This is a genomic window from Streptomyces torulosus (assembly GCF_001419765.1).
Lineage (GTDB): Bacteria > Actinomycetota > Actinomycetes > Streptomycetales > Streptomycetaceae > Streptomyces > Streptomyces torulosus.
Map to the genome: position 1 here is coordinate 1 of NZ_LIRK01000037.1, position 15,807 is coordinate 15,807.

At 67.5% G+C, this 15,807-nt stretch carries 21 protein-coding genes; 3 read left to right on the forward strand and 18 right to left on the reverse strand.

The window, feature by feature from the left end:
* Positions 1-473 precede the first annotated feature (473 nt).
* Positions 474-1,400: a TIR domain-containing protein gene (locus AOK23_RS44435; RefSeq protein ID WP_079049271.1), complete on the forward strand. Its 927-nt coding sequence runs from the start codon at positions 474-476 to the stop codon at positions 1,398-1,400.
* Between the two features lie 63 nt (positions 1,401-1,463).
* Here the strand turns inward: AOK23_RS44435 and AOK23_RS03635 are convergent, their stop codons facing one another.
* The 16 genes from AOK23_RS03635 to AOK23_RS03705 form a co-directional block, all read right to left on the reverse strand.
* Entirely contained in the window at positions 1,464-2,927 is a 1,464-nt protein-coding gene (locus AOK23_RS03635; protein WP_206336105.1) for a tyrosine-type recombinase/integrase, read from the reverse strand.
* Complete coding sequence (locus AOK23_RS03640) at positions 2,924-3,118, reverse strand: helix-turn-helix transcriptional regulator (RefSeq protein WP_055711298.1); 195 nt, start codon at positions 3,116-3,118, stop codon at positions 2,924-2,926. The genes AOK23_RS03635 and AOK23_RS03640 overlap by 4 nt, the downstream gene beginning before the upstream one ends.
* Positions 3,115-4,272: an AAA family ATPase gene (locus AOK23_RS03645; protein ID WP_055711299.1), complete on the reverse strand. Its 1,158-nt coding sequence runs from the start codon at positions 4,270-4,272 to the stop codon at positions 3,115-3,117. The genes AOK23_RS03640 and AOK23_RS03645 overlap by 4 nt, the downstream gene beginning before the upstream one ends.
* Complete coding sequence (locus AOK23_RS03650; RefSeq protein ID WP_055711300.1) at positions 4,269-5,168, reverse strand: bifunctional DNA primase/polymerase; 900 nt, start codon at positions 5,166-5,168, stop codon at positions 4,269-4,271. The genes AOK23_RS03645 and AOK23_RS03650 overlap by 4 nt, the downstream gene beginning before the upstream one ends.
* Before the next feature lie 89 nt (positions 5,169-5,257).
* Positions 5,258-5,722: a hypothetical protein gene (locus AOK23_RS03655; RefSeq protein ID WP_055711301.1), complete on the reverse strand. Its 465-nt coding sequence runs from the start codon at positions 5,720-5,722 to the stop codon at positions 5,258-5,260.
* A gap of 17 nt (positions 5,723-5,739) precedes the next feature.
* Entirely contained in the window at positions 5,740-5,871 is a 132-nt protein-coding gene (locus AOK23_RS51340; protein ID WP_276205708.1) for a hypothetical protein, read from the reverse strand.
* 3 nt (positions 5,872-5,874) lie between these two features.
* On the reverse strand, positions 5,875-6,480 hold the full coding sequence (locus AOK23_RS03660; RefSeq protein WP_055711302.1) for a hypothetical protein: 606 nt from the start codon (positions 6,478-6,480) through the stop codon (positions 5,875-5,877).
* A gap of 11 nt (positions 6,481-6,491) precedes the next feature.
* Positions 6,492-6,680: a hypothetical protein gene (locus tag AOK23_RS03665; RefSeq protein WP_055711303.1), complete on the reverse strand. Its 189-nt coding sequence runs from the start codon at positions 6,678-6,680 to the stop codon at positions 6,492-6,494.
* Between the two features lie 34 nt (positions 6,681-6,714).
* Positions 6,715-6,966 (reverse strand): hypothetical protein, encoded by a 252-nt coding sequence (locus tag AOK23_RS03670; RefSeq protein ID WP_055711304.1) that lies wholly within the window; start codon positions 6,964-6,966, stop codon positions 6,715-6,717.
* A gap of 139 nt (positions 6,967-7,105) precedes the next feature.
* Positions 7,106-9,337 carry a P-loop NTPase family protein gene (locus tag AOK23_RS03675; protein WP_055711305.1) on the reverse strand — a complete coding sequence of 744 codons (2,232 nt, stop codon included), beginning with the start codon at positions 9,335-9,337 and terminating at the stop codon, positions 7,106-7,108.
* Between the two features lie 81 nt (positions 9,338-9,418).
* Positions 9,419-9,802 (reverse strand): RRQRL motif-containing zinc-binding protein, encoded by a 384-nt coding sequence (locus tag AOK23_RS03680; RefSeq protein WP_055711306.1) that lies wholly within the window; start codon positions 9,800-9,802, stop codon positions 9,419-9,421.
* The gene (locus AOK23_RS03685) at positions 9,802-10,503 is read right to left on the reverse strand and encodes a DNA cytosine methyltransferase (protein WP_055711307.1); all 702 of its coding nucleotides are present in this window, start codon (positions 10,501-10,503) and stop codon (positions 9,802-9,804) included. Before AOK23_RS03685 ends, AOK23_RS03680 begins: the two co-directional genes overlap by 1 nt.
* Complete coding sequence (locus AOK23_RS03690; protein ID WP_055711308.1) at positions 10,500-11,150, reverse strand: GGDEF domain-containing protein; 651 nt, start codon at positions 11,148-11,150, stop codon at positions 10,500-10,502. The genes AOK23_RS03685 and AOK23_RS03690 overlap by 4 nt, the downstream gene beginning before the upstream one ends.
* Positions 11,147-12,136: a DUF2637 domain-containing protein gene (locus tag AOK23_RS03695; protein WP_055711309.1), complete on the reverse strand. Its 990-nt coding sequence runs from the start codon at positions 12,134-12,136 to the stop codon at positions 11,147-11,149. Before AOK23_RS03695 ends, AOK23_RS03690 begins: the two co-directional genes overlap by 4 nt.
* Complete coding sequence (locus tag AOK23_RS03700; RefSeq protein ID WP_055711310.1) at positions 12,133-12,582, reverse strand: Pycsar system effector family protein; 450 nt, start codon at positions 12,580-12,582, stop codon at positions 12,133-12,135. Before AOK23_RS03700 ends, AOK23_RS03695 begins: the two co-directional genes overlap by 4 nt.
* Positions 12,579-12,878: a hypothetical protein gene (locus AOK23_RS03705; RefSeq protein ID WP_055711311.1), complete on the reverse strand. Its 300-nt coding sequence runs from the start codon at positions 12,876-12,878 to the stop codon at positions 12,579-12,581. The genes AOK23_RS03700 and AOK23_RS03705 overlap by 4 nt, the downstream gene beginning before the upstream one ends.
* 336 nt (positions 12,879-13,214) lie before the next feature.
* On the opposite strand from AOK23_RS03705, the gene AOK23_RS03710 reads away from it, so the two are divergent.
* The gene (locus AOK23_RS03710) at positions 13,215-13,982 is read left to right on the forward strand and encodes a helix-turn-helix domain-containing protein (protein WP_055711332.1); all 768 of its coding nucleotides are present in this window, start codon (positions 13,215-13,217) and stop codon (positions 13,980-13,982) included.
* On the forward strand, positions 13,982-14,455 hold the full coding sequence (locus AOK23_RS03715) for an NUDIX domain-containing protein (protein WP_055711312.1): 474 nt from the start codon (positions 13,982-13,984) through the stop codon (positions 14,453-14,455). Before AOK23_RS03710 ends, AOK23_RS03715 begins: the two co-directional genes overlap by 1 nt.
* Here AOK23_RS03715 and AOK23_RS03720 read toward each other — a convergent pair.
* Together AOK23_RS03720 and AOK23_RS03725 are read right to left on the reverse strand one after the other, a co-directional pair.
* The gene (locus AOK23_RS03720) at positions 14,443-15,012 is read right to left on the reverse strand and encodes an HD domain-containing protein (protein ID WP_206336106.1); all 570 of its coding nucleotides are present in this window, start codon (positions 15,010-15,012) and stop codon (positions 14,443-14,445) included. The genes AOK23_RS03715 and AOK23_RS03720 overlap by 13 nt on opposite strands.
* Positions 15,013-15,023: 11 nt before the next feature.
* Complete coding sequence (locus tag AOK23_RS03725; RefSeq protein ID WP_055711314.1) at positions 15,024-15,470, reverse strand: GntR family transcriptional regulator; 447 nt, start codon at positions 15,468-15,470, stop codon at positions 15,024-15,026.
* Between the last annotated feature and the right edge of the window lie 337 nt (positions 15,471-15,807).

Here is a 15,807-nt window from a genome sequence, read left to right on the forward strand (position 1 = left end):
TTCGAATCCTGCCGGGGGCACTCGCCACACAGCCAGCAAGAATCAGGCGCTGAGCTGGGCGGATGCCTAGATGCGAGAGCGGGAGTCAGTCTCACTGACTCCCGCTCTTTCTCGTTCTCTCTCAGTGTTCGCGACACACCTCCGACACAGTCGGGTTGCTCATCCTGGTTGCCAGCGCTAGTGCCGCGGCAGGCAACGTTTGCCCGTCAAGGAGCGGCGTCCGGTGCGTGCTCTCGGCGTGCCGGGCGCAAGTCCTCGTACTGGATGTACTTGGGCTTGTGCCCGGTGCGGCGAGAGTGCGTGCCGGGCGTCGCGACGGGGCAAACGTTGCCTGTCGCGGCACTAGCACCCCTCGACAACACGTCCTCGGGGATCACCAGAGGACCGACCACATCCATCCCGACTGGCTCGCAAGCACTGCACGTCTTAGCATTTTTAGCAGGTGAATTTACGCTGCGGCAGAGGTACTCATCATGAAAATGTTCATTAGCTGGTCAACACCTCATGCCCAAACTGTAGCTGAATCCCTTCGAGACTGGCTCAAGGACATGATCCACGCACTGGACCCCTTCGTCTCCTCTCTGGACATCGCCAAAGGAGAAAGAGGCCTGGCTGTAATAGCTCGCGAACTCGAAGGAACCAGCCATGGAATTATTTGCGTCAATCGAGCCAACCAAAACGCACCGTGGTTGAACTTCGAGGCCGGCTCCATATCCAAGCAGGTCGATAAATCTCGCGTGTTCCCCGTCCTCATCGACCTGCCTGGTTCAGACCTTCAGGGACCTCTGCGAGAGTTCCAGTACACCGAGCTCTTCATGAAGAAGGATATGCTCAAACTAGCAGAGTCGATTTGGGAGACCTGCCCGGAATCAAACATCCCCCTAAATCAACTGCAAAGGAATTTCCATCGTCTATGGCCCGAGCTCATGGAGGCTTTACGGGAAGTTCAAGAAACACCCTCGGTGTCCGAGCCCGCGCCACCCGATGAAGGCCGTTCAGCCGAAGATAAGTTGGATGAGCTGATTGGCCTGGCGCGGCAGAATCAACGACGTATCGACAGCCTCGAAGCAGCCAGGCTCTTCCCGCCATCTACCAGCAACCCAGGCGAGCGAGCTTTCACCGCTCTTCCTTGGGAGGAACTCCGAACCCCTTGGGAAGGGCCTCGAAATCGCGCTGCCCATGATGCAGCAATGAAGGAAATTTCCGAACGAATCATAGAAGAACTTGGCAGACCCATCGAGCTTCGCATACTTAGGCCAGGCCAAGCAGTGGCCATCATGCCTCGGGGTGCGAGATATAACCTCGACACCGTACACGCGATAGGCGCCTTCGCTCGGAGGCGTGGAATCAGCCTTAAATTCGGAAGATCCGAAGGTGAAGGAGATTCTGAGGAGTCCTGACCGGCCTTCCTAACGGGGTGCGATAAGGCACCACCGCTCAGGACCCTCACGCTTTCGAGGTGACTAATTAATGTCACCCTCCCCTTCCAGGTCTTTCATAATCTTTCGATTCGCGACTTCCTCGTGGCCGTCCACACAGCCGTGATACCGGCGGTGGATGACCTCTGGGGAGTTACCGACTCTCCGGGCCACTTCAGCGATGGGCACCCCGGCGTTCAACCACCGCGTGATACATGCGTGCCGCAGGTCGTAAGGGCGTCCGGCCAAGGGCGAGTCGACGCGTTCGGGTGGGAGCGCATACTTACGCGCCTCCTCCCACACCCGCCAGTAGGTGGATGAGCCGACCACTCCCCCGCGCTCGTTGCCGAACACGCGCCCTTCTTTGGCAGACCCGAACTCCTTCAGGTGCACCCGAAGGATGTCGACCAAGACCGGCGGGATCGGGACCGGCCTGTCGCTGGTCGCCTCGCGCGCCTTTAGGCCCCTGCGGTCGTGCCGCTCACCGGAGTCGGTCCACTGCTTGCCGGAAACCGGGCGCGTCTCCCGCAGTGTCAGCGTGCCCCAGCCCGTCTCCGCCAGGTGGCAGTCCGACCATCGGAGTCCGACCGCTTCGGCGGGGCGGAGGCCTGCGTAGTACAAGACCGCATAGAAAGCTACCAAACGCCGTCCACGGCAGCGGTCCCACGAGCCGATGTAGGAAACGGCGTTGAGCAACTGACGGGCCTGCACTGCGTTCACAAGTATGCGCCGGTCTACGACGTCGTTGGAGCCGACTTGCTTCCGGCGGACGCGCTGTAGCGGGTTCTCCGGGAGCTCCCCCGCGACCACGGCGTGTTCGAGGGCGGTGTTGAGAGCGCGGCGCCGGCGCTTGTAGGTGTCGCCCGCCGCTGGGGTGCCGTCTAGTTTGTAGCTGAGGCGGTAGAGCACGTCTTCGAAAACATCAGTGCCGAGCATGTCGACGACCGGCCGGTCCTCCATGGTGAGCCAGTCATACGCTGTCTTGAGTTCGGCCGGGGGCTCCTCCCCCTCGTTCGCGGGCACGATCCCCCACCGGAGCGCCAACCGCAGGTGCTCATCCGCGGGAGCGTCCTTCCCGCGCCTGACCATGGCGAGGGTCACGGCGGCGAGTCCATCCGCCAGGCCCTCACGGGTCTTGGCCGCGCTCGTACGCCACCGCCCGGCCACGTACTTTCGGCAGAACTCGAACCACTTCAATGGCGGGTCGGCCTGCGCTGCTTCGGCTGCTTCCTCTGCCGCGCGCACTTCGGACTCCGGTAGCCCGGATGTGATCTCGAACGCCTCGCCGCGCCGGTTCATGGCCTGCCACAGTTCCGACCGCCGACTCTCCGCGAGGGCGGCCGTGGTGAACGTGTCGCTGTACACCTGTCCGGCGACCACCCACCGCAGGCGCCACGGGCGCGACTTCCGCCCGGTCTTCGACACCTTCCAGAGCTTGACGTCGAAGGAGTAGCCCGGCCGGGCGGACCCGCGAGGGCTCCCGGCCGGGGTGGCGTTCTCGGTGCTCACGCAGCGTCCTCCCGCTCCGCAAGCCAACGCTCGTATTCCGACCGCCGGATCCGTACGTCGCCGTTGGGAAGCTTGATCGAGCGGGGTCCCTTACCAAGTTGGCGCCACCGGTAAAAGGTCGACGGGGCAACCTTCAGATCAGAGATGACCTCTTGGACAGTCATCTTTTCGTCCTGCGTACGGGCGCTCATCCCGCCATCCCTTCGCCTTCGTCCGCACCGGACAGGTCGGACAGCTCCAATTCCGACTGTCCGGGGTGTTCGTGCTGGTCAGAGGGGGTAACCGGACAGCCGGACAGTGCGGACACCTCTTGGGCGCTCTCCGTCCGGGTCTCGGTGTCCGGGTAGTACCGGCCGCCGGGGTCCTTGGTGAGCTGTCCGGCGTCGGCCATGCGGTTGCAGGTGCGGCGGATCGTGTCGAGGTCGACGTTCGGCAGTTCACCCGCCATGTCCTTGGGCTTGGCGCCGGGGTGGGCGCGGACGTAGCGCAGGATCGTGGCGCGGGTGTCGCTGACGGTGTGGTCGGTGACCGGTCCGTCCAACAGGTGCCAGGCGCCGGAGGCGGGTTGGAAGCTGAGGGCGTACTCGGCTTCGTCGACATCGCGGCCGGTGACGTGCAGGATCCCGTCGGCCTGTCCGCGGGCTCGCTTCAGTACGAGCGTGGCGTCAGCGGCTCCGGCGATTCCGTTGGTGCCGGAGACCTCGGTGAGGAAGTCCTCGGAGGCTGCCTTGCGCACGTGGTGCACGAGGACAACGGCAACGCCGTAGTGGTCGGCGAGCCGTTTGGCGTAGCCGACGGCGACATAGTCCGCGTCGTATGCCGATACCCCTTGTGGCGCGTTCCCGCGCATCTTGGCGAACACGTCGATGACGACCATGCGCGCGTCGGGGTTGCGCTCCAACCACTGGGCGATGGCTTCCATGCCGCCTTGGGGGAAGGGCGGGCATTCGGTGACCAGGGTGAGCCCGGCGGGGGCTGACTGTCCGCCCAAGAGCTTGCCCATGCGGGTCTGGAGTCGGCGCGGGGTGTCTTCGAGGGCGAGGTAGAGCACGGGTCCGCTCTGTACGGGCACGGAGTCGAACGCCGTGCCTCCGGCCGCGACGGACAGGCCCAGTCCGAGGGAGAGCCAGGACTTGCCGACCTTGGGCGGTCCGGCGAGCACGCTGACTCCTTCGGCGAGGATGCCGGGCACGGCCCACTTGGGCTCGGGGAAGTGGGCGGCCATGAGCTGATCGGCGGTCCATGCGGTGCGCGGGCGCTCCCGCTTGGGCGGCGCCGGGCGTGCCGGCTCGGAGTCGCTGGGCACGGAGTACAGGTGCAGGGGCGGGATGGGATTGGCGCTCATGCTGCGACCGTCCGGGGGCGTCGTGCTCCGGCGCGCAGGCCGGAGGCGATGGTGCGCTGTGCCTCGCGCTCGCCCTGTCCGACCCGAAGCCCGGCGGACAGGAGCCAGCCGGTCACGTCGGCCTCGCTCAGCTCTCCCCCGGCTACAAGCTGTCCGAGGGCGACAGAGGCGAGGTAGAGGCTGGTGTTGTGTTCGTTCTCACCGGAATTGGTGACGCGGGCCAACTCGCCGTTGACTGCGGCGTTCAGGAACGCCGTGCGCCTCCCGTGACCTCCGAGGGCGACCGTGACCGGTCGTTGCGGAGGCAGCGGAGCCGGACGCAGCAGTTCGGCGAGCCAGTCCGGCAGCGGCGCCACAGGGACGTTGTGGACGACCTTGTAGGGGTGCCCGTCAAAGGTGCTGCCCGCGCCGACGACAAGTCCGCCAACAGCGCGCGTGTCGACCTTCCAGCCCAGCCCGCGGGCGCTGTCCCCGGCGGTGTTGCGCAGGGGCTCACCCTCGGGTGCGGCGAAGTACATGTGCGTGCCGCCGCTCCATGTCCGGACCGTGTGGGTGTTGCCGGGGAACGGCTGGCCGTGGCGCGCGCAGAGCACGGCGAGCACGTCGGCGCCCTCGGCGACCGCGTGCGCGGCCCAGTCCGCCGGCGGGGTGTCGCCGGGGTGCTTGGGCCTGTCCAGGTCGATGACAACCAGACCGGAGGGGCCGGTGGCGATACCGACGTTGTAGGGAGCGTGCGTCCAACACCGGGTGATGCGGTCCGGGTCGGTGGTGGCGCGCTGTTCCCACGCGGAGATGGCGGGACGCTTGTCTCCGGGCCGGAGGGGGAAGACGTGCCAGTCGCGCGACGCCGCGTCAAGCGCGGCGGTGAGCTGGGCAGAGCCGTCCGGGTACGGCATGCTGGGGATCTCCTGTTCTGTCTTCGGATGGGCAGGGAGAACCGCGGCGGCGGGCGACCTTGCTGGGGAGTCCCGCCGCCGCGGCGTTGTTACTTGTTCTTGGCCCAAGCGGCGTACTGCTGCCGGACGTAGTGGCGCGGGTCGCAGATAACGGCCGTGTCGTCCAGCTCCATCAGTCGCTGCGCAGCTCGGGTCGCGAGGTCGGCCGCGTCGTTGGCGACGCTGTCGGGTTCATCGCTCAGCGCGATCCGGTCCAACAGCGCGGCCTTGCGGAGCCAGAACTGCCGGTTCAGACCGTCGTAGATCGGCCTGTCGGCCGCGGTACGGGCTGTCCACCCAATCTCGCTGATGATGCTCGGGGCGAGCGCGTACGCCTCTTCCGGTGCGAGCCCATCCTCCGGCTCGGAGCGGTGGTCGGCGGTGACATACAGGATGTTCCGCTTGCGGTCGCGGGTGTAGGAGTGGCGTACGGAACCGGTGGCGAACGTCGCGCGGAGTGCGTTGGCAACGCGGTCCGTGTCGGCCGGGTCGCTGATGACGCGGATCTCGAACATGGGGTTCCTCTCGGGTTCTAGTCGCAGGTGCACTTGGGGCGTTCGCTGCTGCCATCGGCGCCGCAGCCGCAGCAGTGCGGGTGCTCGTACGGCTCGCTGCAGTCGACGGGGTTGCACAGGTCGCAGTCGTAGGGGTCGAAGTCGTCCATGGGTCAGTGCTCCTTGGCGGTGGTGGAGGGGAGTTCGGGGAGTCCGGCGGCTGCCAGGGCAGCAGGGTCGAAGCCGGGGAGGGTGGCACGCGTGACCAGAGCGGAGGCGAGCTGTTCGGCGTAGGCGGCGCCGCTGCGAGCCACCTCGATCTGTGTGGTGGCGCGGAGAGTTTCGACGCGTTCGATGTGGGCGCGTTCCTCGCGGCGGTCGCTCACGTGCCGCTCGTACGCCACGCGCTCACGCCGGTCGGTGCGCCAGTACCGGGCGGCGAGCCCGTAGGCGACAGCGGTGGTGAGCGCCCACAGCAGCAGGGGCAGGGACAGCCCGTCGGAGTATCCGGCGACTCCGGCCAGGGCGAGCCCGCCGGAGGCGGCGAACGCGGTCCCGGCGAGCACGCCGTCACCGGACCGGCCGAGCGAGGCACAGGCGCCGGCCGCCGCGGCTCCCAGGGACAGCACGGTCATGAGCACGGCGTTGCCGAGGGAGTGTTCGGCGCCGTTGGCGTTCCAGATGCGGGCCAGGATGAGCACGGTGGACGTGGCGATGGCGGGCGCCGCCTTGGGCGCGATGATGGCGAGCCAGTGCCGGGCGATGATCTGTTCGTTCATGGCCGGACTCCTCAGAGACTCTGGATGGCGGCGATGACGGCGGCGGCGAGCTGGTTGATGGGGCCGGATGCGCCGGTGGAAGCGAGGAAGAAGCCGAACCCGGCGGTGGTGAACGCGGCGCCGTAGCCAAGGGACTTGGAGCGCAGGAGGAAGAACAGGACGAGTCCGAACAGGGCAACGAACGAGACGGTGACGGCCACGGGCGGAACCTCCTTCGAGTGGGTGGACGGGTGGTCAGTTGGTGCCTTCGCGGTAGATCCGCTGGGCGCGGTTGAAAATCCAGCGCCCGGCGCGTATGCGCTTGCCGGTGGCCTTGCAGCGGCGGCAGCTCTTGCCGCGCTTGGGGCGTCCCTTGCGGTCGGTGGTGGCGGCGAAGCCAAAGCCGTTGCACTTGCGGCAGGTCCCGAACGGACTGGCCGCACACAGAGAGCCGTAACCGAGTGTGACGAACATCAGGCAGGCGATAGCAAGGGCGATGAGGGTCATCGAGGGCCCTTTCTCGGGCTTTCCAGGGTTTTCGCAGGTGGGGTGCTATGCGCTAGGTTGCAGATCAGGCGCTATGCGGGGTGCTAGCGAGGGTGCTACCGGTAGCAGGTGAGCCCGCTACCGGTAGCGGCCCGGCGGGCTAGGCGGCACCTCGGTTTTCGTCACGTTCCGCAATCGTCTTTGTGAGGTCGTCGCGGACGATGCCGCGGCGGGTGGTGCGCTCGCCGTCGTCGGTCGTTCCGGCCACGCCGGTGGTCTTGATGCCGTGCGGCTTGAGTGCGCTGGTGACGTTCTCGCCCTTCCAGCCGCCGTAGACCTCGGGGCGCAGTTCGGCGAGCCGGGCGGCGATCCGCTCGTTCCATACGCGCTTCTCCGTCGGCGGCACGACCGCGGCCACGTCGGCGAGCAGGTCGTACGACGGGCCCGACGTCCTCTCGGTGTCCTCCCCGAGGGCGTGCCCGGACAGCGTGCCTTCGGCCTTGCGCAGGGCGTGGGCACGTTGGGCGATGGCGTTGGTGGCCGGGTCGTCCAGGTAGGCGGTGCGCACCACGACCGGCAGCGCGGTCGCTCCGGCGAGGTAGCCGTTACCGGCGTCGATCTCCGGGCGGAACGACGTGGCGCGCACGCCGTTCTTGTACGCACTCGTACCAAGGATCATGTCGTTCTCGACCTGTCCGGCGACCTTGAGGGCGAAGCGGATGGAGACGTTGCCGCTAATGCCCGTCGGAAGCGAGTCCTTGTCGGGGCGCTGCGTAGCCAGCACGAGGATCACACCCAGGGCACGACCGAGCTTGATGATGAACTCCGCATCGTCACCAGCCTGCTTGCCGTACTTGGGGTGCGCGAACAGGTTCTGGCATTCGTCGAACACACCGACCAGCGGCCACAGCTTCAGCGAGCGCTTGTCGGCAATGGCGCGGGTGACGCGCTTGTCCGGGCACAGATCCCGCGGCAGCTTCTTGATCGCAGCCGCGCGCCGCATGACTTCCTCGCGCAGCAGCTTCAGGGAGTCGGCCGCGTACCGGATCGAGTCGTCGTCGATGCCGGAGACGAACCGGTGACTGACGCATTCGAGGGAGTCCAAGTCACCGGTGCCCTTGTTTTCGTGCAGCCACAGTTCCACGCTCGGGTCCAGCGCGGCGCCGCAGGCCAGCACGCGCACGGAGGCGGTCTTGCCCTGGCCGGGCAGCGAGCCGACCAAGATGTTGTGCTGGATCATCGGTACCGACTGGGCCCGGCCGCGCGGGTCGATGCCGAACGGGACGCGCTTGAAGATGTCGTGCTTGCGGACGTTCGCGAGCGCCCACTTCACGGTGCCAGTCTTGGACAGGTCCCGGTCACCGACCCACAGGATGAGCCGTCCCTCGTGCTCGTTGGGGTCGGCGTCCGGCCATACGCAACCCAGCGGGCGGCGCAGGCCGGAGGCGAGCCGGGCACGCCGGTCGGCAACGTCCGCGACCGTCACGCCCAACGGCAGGTCGATGTCAGCGCGCCAGCCCGGACCCTCGCGGGTGATCGGGGCGACGAACCGGATGCCGTCCTGGCCCTTGGCGACCGCGGATGCGATCTGCCCGATGCCGATGGACGCCATGGCCTTGATCACGATGTCGCTGGTGAGCTTCTGCACCTCGGTCTTGATGACCGCGCGGGTGGCCAGCGGCGCATCCGCCGGCGCACCCAGCCAGCCCAGCGTCAGCACGGCTACCGCAGCGGCGATGACCTGCGTCATCAGCTCCGCCCCGAACACCAGGAACAGGCCCACCACCACGGCGAACAGTCCGCCAAGGAACGTGAGGAGCATCCTCAGGCGTACCCGGCGGTCCCGCTGCCGGGACAGCTTCAGGTATAGCTCGGAGTTCTCGCGGCGCGCCTCTGCCTGCCGCAGCGGCTCACCTTCCGCGTCGACCGCCCAACGGCCGATCCGGCCCAGGGCGTTGACCAGGCCGCTCGGGGAGCGCCAGATGAGTTTGGGCACGTACAGGAACGGCACGCGGATCGCGTGGAAGGCGATGGTGTGTCCCACGTGCCCGGCCAGCCAGCCCATCGCGTCCTTGAACTCCGGGCCCGACTTCATCCACACCGGGATGATGTCCAGCCGCTTGGAGTCGCGGATGCGGTCGATGAGACCGGGGCCCGACCGAGTGGGCGCCGGGCGGTCGACCAGAGTCGGGCCGGAGTCGTCCGACTCCCCCGTCTCCGAGTGGGCCGACTCGGTCGGCTTCGAGTCGGCCGACCGGTCGGGGGTGCCGTCGGTCGACTCGGTGCGGGCCGACCGGGCCTTGTCTAGGTCGACCACGTCGCCCTTGGAGTCGGTGCCCATCTCGGCTTCGAGTCGGTTGAAGAGTTCGTTGTCGTCGTCGGGGTGCTTCACTTGGGGTTCCTTCTTTCGGGAGGGATGCGGGGCCCGGCCGCTGCTTTGGTCGGTTGAGACCGGGCCCCGTACGAACGCGGGTTATGCGGCGCGCTGTTCTTCGGGGTAGGCGCAGGGGACGCACACGCCGAGCGAGGTCGGGATGCAGTAGCTGTAGGTCAGCCGGCACTGCGGGCAGGTGCGGCGGGCGAGCATCGCCAGGGCGAGCGCGCCCCACTTGCGCGAGGTCATCGGCCGGACCGGCTTCGCGCAGTCGATGCGGTAGAGGTAGGCGACCTGAACGCCGGACTTGCGGCCCCGGTGGCGGCGCATCACCTGCGCGGCGACCGGCTGTCCACCCGGCCGCAGCCCCTTCTCGCGCAGCTGTCGGCGGGTGGCGTAGCCATCCGGAGCGAACCGCCACGGGAACGTGGGGATGCCGAACCGAGTGCCGTGCGGGTCGAAGCACTTGGCGTAGGCGGACATCAGGCAGCCACCACCCCGTACTGCCCTGCGGCAGCGAGGAAGCGGCAACCGATCCACTCGCTGTAGGCGGGAGGGATGGCCTCGGTGAGTTCCTCGCGGACGTCGGTCCACGTGATGCCCATCGCGTGCTGCATCTCCGGGACTGTGGCCTTGCCCCCACCGTTGCCGTACGCGGCCACGTACGGGCCGTCGCGGTAGACGCCGTGACGGTAGCCACGCACGTAGCCCCGGTGGCGTGGGTGAGCCAGCTGGGCCACCGTCCAGCGACCCAATTCGAAGTTGCGGTGGCGCAGCACCCCGAGTCCGAACATCTCGCCGCACAGGAACAAGTCCTTACGGATCTCTGCCCGCCCATTGGGTTGCTCGATCACGTACGGCAGACCCGTGGCCTCCAACAACTCCCGCGTGGGCGCCACCAGGTCGCCGTGTGAGCCTCCCCAGCCCTGGGACCGGTTCGTACCCACGGTGAGCGCGCACTTGCCCTGGCAGGGCGGTGAGGCGTGCACGAACGCGTACCGGCGGATGCGGCCGGAGCTGATCAGCCCTGCGAGGTATTCGAGGGCGTCACCACGCTGGTAAGGGAAGGGGTAGTTAGGCCGGTCGGCGATGTCCACGCCGTCCACGGCGAACCCAGCACTGTGGTAGCCGGCCGCAGCGCCGCCAGCGCAGGAAAAGAGATCCAGCAGACGGGGCCGGTTCATGCCGCCACCCCCACGACCGGAGCATCCGCGCGGGCACCGGCGCGGCCCGCGCGCCGCCCGGTCACGGTGGCGAACAGCCGCCCCAGCCCCGCCCGACGGGTGCCGGCGCGAGCCTGCTTGGCCGCGTACATGGCCTCATCCGCACGGCGCAGCAGCGCGGACAGGTCGTCGTCGGGGAAGTCGGCCGCACGCGCCCAGCCAAGGGAGACCGTGGTGTGTACGGCGGGGTCCTGGCTGTCGACCGGGCGGGCGAGCACGCCGTGCAGTACGGCGAGCACGTCTCCGGCGGTGCCGTGGTCGTCGATCAGGACGGCGGCGAACTCATCGCCCCCGAGCCGCCCGGCCACCCCGGACCGGCCGACGTGATGTGCGAGCCGGTCCGCAGTCGCCTTCAACAGCGCGTCCCCGGCCGCGTGTCCGAAGGTGTCGTTGATCTGCTTGAACTTGTCGACGTCGGCTAGCACCACGACCGCCCGCGGGTCCCTCAACAGGCCAGAGGCGCGGCGGGTGAATGCTTCGCGCGTCCGCAGGCCGGTCAGCGGGTCTCGGCGGGCGACGTTCAGGCGCCGCCGCAGCCACAGTGTGTGGGCCGTCCATCCCGTGGCGACCGGAGCCGCCGCGGCCAGCATGGTCAGCAGGGTGTTCATGCCGCCGCCCCCTCGGTGCCCTCGTCGCCGCCGTCGACGGAGTGCAGGCGACGCCCCTCGGCCCGCTCGTTCAGCAGCAGGTCACGCAGGACTCGGGAGTTGGCCGCTGAGCAGTGCAGCGTGGTGCGGATGGCTTCCGCGTTGATCGCGTCGTCCGTCCAGTCGGCCGTAGCCTGGCGTGCCTCTGTGAGCAGTTCCGCCGGGGTCCGTGGCGCCTTCGTCGTCTTGCTCTTGGTGCTGGCCGGGCGCTTGCGCGGCGGCTTGGGCGCCTCAGGCTTCGGCTTCTCCGTCTCCGTCGGCGGCACGGGCGGAACGTCCTCGGTCGCCGGGGCCAGCTCGCCGAGCTTCAGCAGCACGCGTTCCGGGCGCGGGGTCTTCGACCGCCACCGCCGGCCGTGCTCCTCACGGAGCCGAGCGCGGGCCAACTGCCGCTCACGCTCCCGCTTCAGCGCCTCGGAGTAGGAGGTGATCTCCCACAGCGTCATCCGGCGCCACAGGGCGAACGTCGACAGCGGGGCCAGCATCCAGCGGGAAAACCGCACCTTCTCCATCCGCCGGCCGGTCGCGGCACCGATCCGCACGGCGTAGATGTGGGCGCCGATCTCCGAGAACACCACCCACAGCAGCGGCATCGTGCCGTGCGCGACCTTCGCCCACAGCGACTCACCGGCGGCGACGTTCAGCCCGCATGTGATCAGCGTCAGAGCCCAGGGCACGAACCGCACCCACGCAAGCGCCATGTCCATCCGGATCAACAGCAGGTTGGCCACGGTGAACACCGGAATGGCCACGTCGATGCCGACCGGCAACATCCACGGCTCACCGAAACCCCACCGGGCGGCAGCAGAGGAGACCGCGTCGAAGGAGGCGATCAGGCCCAGGGCCCCGACCCCGGCCGCGGCGAGCGCCCCCAGTCCGGCGAGCCCCATCTCCGGCTTCGTCAGCGGCGGCACCGCCGGACGCTCAATGCTCTGCGTCGTCGTCATGCCGCACCCCCAGCCACGATCAGGGCCGCGACGATGAGCAGCGCACCACCTGCGCAGATGAGGTCAACCGCACGGCGCAGACCCCTGAACTTGGCCACCGCGAGGCGGGACAGACCCGCGATGTCCGCGCCGAGACGGTCCTCACGCAGCTGGGCGGTGATCTCCTCAGCCGTGAGCGTCGCCCACAGCGGGAAGCCGTGCCGACCGCGCAGGTTCGGGCGCACCGACCGCAGCAGCAGACCCGCCGCAGCGACCAACAGCGCCATGCCCGCGCCGCCCACCACATAGGAAGCGGTGTTCAGCGGCATGTCCTTGGCGACCGTCCAGGCCCCGGCCAGCACCGCGCCGACGAACGCCAGCAACAGGGCGGTCTTGTTGTCGGTCCTCGCGATCTCGGCCTTCACCTCAGCGTGCGCGGCCGTCAGCTTCGTCTCCGGGGTGCTCATGCCGCAGCCCCCTTACGGGAGATCCGACGGAACCCGGCCGGGCGTACCAGGGGGACGACGTTGAACAGCTCCGGCGCGTGCGCCTCGATCACCTCAGCGGCGATACGGGCAACGTCGTCCGGCAGGTTGCTGAACTCCGGGTCGGCGAGGATGTCGCGCGCCGCGTCCAGGCGGGCCGCGCGCTCTTCGTCCGTCTCGCCCTCGGCCCCGAGCCACAGCTCAACCGGCGTTCCCAGGGCGAGTTCCACGAAGTCTTCAGCAGAGATGGCCTGTTGCTGGCCGATGTACGTGCGCATGGACGTTCTCCTCAGTCGATGGGGCAGGGAGATGTCCGGCGGCGGGCGACCTTGCTGGGGAGTCCCGCCGGTCGGACATGTGCACGGTCAAGGCGGTACGGAGTTCGGAAACCCCATCAGCCCTGAAGAACATGTATTACATGTTCCTCATCTTGCAGAGGGGAGTTCGTCCCGTCAAGCCCTTCGGCTGTTTGAGTGCTGCGAGCCCCTCGCGCTCGATGCACCTACAGACTGGCGCCGGTATCGACGACGCTCGACTTCGCAGCTGTACGACTTGAGTCGTTCTTAGCTAGCGTGAAGTCGTACCAAGTCGTCCTGACCAGTGGGAGGTTGGACGTGGCGAACGAGCGACTGCGCGGCGCGATAGTGGACTTGGGCCTGACGCTCGATGAAGTCGCCGAACGACTCGGGGTAGCGTCCAAGACGGTCGAACGATGGATCAACGAGCCTGAGCGCAAGCCATATCGCCGCTTCCAGTACGCGACGGCCTCTCTACTGCGGTGCGAAGTGTCGTACCTCTGGCCGGACGAACGCACATCAGCGGAGGTCACAGCCTCCGGCAACGCGGAGTTGGTGAGGCTCTATCCGCACCGGTCTGTCGTGATGCAAACCCTCTGGACGAACCTCTACTCCAAGGCGACCCATCAGTTCGATCTGTTGGTGTACTCCGGGTTCTGGCTCACGGAAGACGCAACGTTCCACCGCATCGTGAAGGAGAAGTCAGCCGACGGAGTGCCCATCCGCTTCATGTTGGGAGAGCCCACGTCGCCTGCAGTGGCGGTGCGCGGCGAGGACGAGGGGATCGGCGCGGCGATGGCGGGCAAGATTCGGAACGCCCTCATCAACTACGGTCCGCTCTTCGGCCTCCCCAGGGTGGAGTTCAGGCTGCACGGTACGACCCTCTACAACTCGATCTACCGGGCCGATGACGAGATGCTGGCGAACGGGCACCTCTACGGCGTCGGCGCCTACATGGCCCCCGTACTGCACTTGCGACGCGTGCCCGGCGGAGAACTCTTCGACGCCTACGCGGAGAGCGTTGAGAAGGTCTGGGAATCGGCCCGCCCGATCTCGTCACCTGCCGATTGGGAAGGCACTGCCTAATGAGCCGCATCGACTACTTCCGCGACCCGAACGCCCCTCGGGCCAACTCGGTGGTGCCCTCGGTCACCGCAGTCGTCCGAGACGACGCGGGGCGGTTGCTGCTTATCCACAAGACGGACAACGATCGGTGGGCACTGCCCGGCGGCGGCCACGACATCGGCGAGCGCATCAGTGACACCGTCGTCCGTGAGGTTGCGGAAGAAACCGGCATTGACGTTGAAGTAGACAGCATCGTGGGGCTTTACACCGACCCTGAACACGTGCTGGCGTACGACGACGGGGAGGTCCGGCAGCAGTTCTCCATCTGCTTCCGGGCCCACCCCATCGGGGGTTCCCTACGTACGAGCAGCGAGTCAAAAGAGGTCCGCTGGGTTGACCCAGCGGACCTTGACGGACTGGACATCCACCCGTCGATGATGCTGCGCATCCGCCAAGGTCTCGACGACTCGCGGCGAGAGCCCTACATCGGCTGATCGTCGGCAGAGACCTGCGCCAACCGGCCCTCAACACGCTTCGACGCTGCATGGATCTCGGGCGCCGCGCGCTGAATGAACCGCCCAACGATCGTGTCCGGGCCGTACCGCTGCACGATCTCGTCCAGCCGCTCGGCCGGCGTGGTCTGAGTCCCGCCGGGCGTCGTCGTCATGTCGCAGTACAGCAGGGCATCGACCAGGTCCGGCCGCTCAAGCTCGAACTCCCCCTCAAGCTCCTTCCTCAGTCCGCGCTCCTCAGCTTCCAGCAAGGCGCAGGAGTGGTGAGCCACGAGGCGCACGACCCGCTCGTCGGCCTTCTCCTGGTCTCGGAGGAACCGCGCGCCGTCCAGCGGGTGAAAGCCGGTTGTCGCGATCATCGGCGAATATCCGATGTCATGCAGCACTGCGGCAGCTTCCAACAACTCGGCATCGTCGTCCATGATCGGGCCCAAGGAGCGAGCACGCTTGGCGACCCCCAGCGAGTGCGCCCACCGACGCGGGAGCGGATCGGACAGCAGCGATTCGGAGAGCGAGTACGCCCACTCAGACAGTCCCATGGCGGCCAAGACTAAGGCCGGGCAGTGGGGGTTGGGAGAGCGCGCACCGTTCGCCCCTTGCCATGAACGGTGGCGAGCAGGCCGTTTCCCTCCATCTGGGCAAGGACACGACGCACCGCGGTACGAGAGGCGCCGAACCGCTCGCAGAGCTTCGCTTCGGACGGGTACGTATCGCCCACTGAGAGCGAGTCCTCTGTGATCACCTGGGTCATCCGTTCCGTGAGAGATCGACGGTCGCCACCCCGAGCGACGCGCCACCCAATCCCGGGAGCAGACTCAACAAGACCGTCGGCTTCGAGAACCTTGAGGGCACGGCGGATCGTGTTGCGGGAGACGCCGTGCGCCTCCATGAACTCAGCCTCTGACGGAAGGGCGCCGACGCCCTCCCCTTCTGCGATCTTGTTTCGCAGCGCCTCCGCAATGACCAGGTAGGTTCCGCGCGGACTGGCCTCCGGCACTTCGGCTCCTCTCGTTCTCCACCCCATTGCTCGTTGTCAAGAGTGCCATCGGGCCCGGCACCACATCGACGCACAGCAGTGTCCCACGTGTCCGGCTGTCCGGTTAGGCCTGTGACCTGCACAAACAGCCCGGACAGCTCAAAGTGCGAGCGTCCGGGTTGTCCGGTCAAGTCGGCTGTAACACCCGGCTAGTGGGTGTTACAGCCGTCGGCGAAGCCGAACTCCCATGGGCGTAGGAGCGGAGCGACTTCCGAATCCACTCGTGGGGAATATTCTGCCGTCGTAACGCCCCGAGTGGCCACAATGCCACCAGACCCACTTCACCTCACGGGGCTGT

Coding starts and splice junctions, on each gene's coding strand:
- AOK23_RS44435 (WP_079049271.1), top strand. CDS start 474: ATGAAAATGTTCATTAGCTGGTCAACACCTCATGCCCAAACTGTAGCT.
- AOK23_RS03640 (WP_055711298.1), bottom strand. CDS start 3,118: ATGAGCGCCCGTACGCAGGACGAAAAGATGACTGTCCAAGAGGTCATC.
- AOK23_RS03645 (WP_055711299.1), bottom strand. CDS start 4,272: ATGAGCGCCAATCCCATCCCGCCCCTGCACCTGTACTCCGTGCCCAGC.
- AOK23_RS03650 (WP_055711300.1), bottom strand. CDS start 5,168: ATGCCGTACCCGGACGGCTCTGCCCAGCTCACCGCCGCGCTTGACGCG.
- AOK23_RS03655 (WP_055711301.1), bottom strand. CDS start 5,722: ATGTTCGAGATCCGCGTCATCAGCGACCCGGCCGACACGGACCGCGTT.
- AOK23_RS51340 (WP_276205708.1), bottom strand. CDS start 5,871: ATGGACGACTTCGACCCCTACGACTGCGACCTGTGCAACCCCGTCGAC.
- AOK23_RS03660 (WP_055711302.1), bottom strand. CDS start 6,480: ATGAACGAACAGATCATCGCCCGGCACTGGCTCGCCATCATCGCGCCC.
- AOK23_RS03670 (WP_055711304.1), bottom strand. CDS start 6,966: ATGACCCTCATCGCCCTTGCTATCGCCTGCCTGATGTTCGTCACACTC.
- AOK23_RS03680 (WP_055711306.1), bottom strand. CDS start 9,802: ATGTCCGCCTACGCCAAGTGCTTCGACCCGCACGGCACTCGGTTCGGC.
- AOK23_RS03685 (WP_055711307.1), bottom strand. CDS start 10,503: ATGAACCGGCCCCGTCTGCTGGATCTCTTTTCCTGCGCTGGCGGCGCT.
- AOK23_RS03690 (WP_055711308.1), bottom strand. CDS start 11,150: ATGAACACCCTGCTGACCATGCTGGCCGCGGCGGCTCCGGTCGCCACG.
- AOK23_RS03695 (WP_055711309.1), bottom strand. CDS start 12,136: ATGACGACGACGCAGAGCATTGAGCGTCCGGCGGTGCCGCCGCTGACG.
- AOK23_RS03700 (WP_055711310.1), bottom strand. CDS start 12,582: ATGAGCACCCCGGAGACGAAGCTGACGGCCGCGCACGCTGAGGTGAAG.
- AOK23_RS03705 (WP_055711311.1), bottom strand. CDS start 12,878: ATGCGCACGTACATCGGCCAGCAACAGGCCATCTCTGCTGAAGACTTC.
- AOK23_RS03715 (WP_055711312.1), top strand. CDS start 13,982: ATGAGCCGCATCGACTACTTCCGCGACCCGAACGCCCCTCGGGCCAAC.
- AOK23_RS03720 (WP_206336106.1), bottom strand. CDS start 15,012: ATGGGACTGTCTGAGTGGGCGTACTCGCTCTCCGAATCGCTGCTGTCC.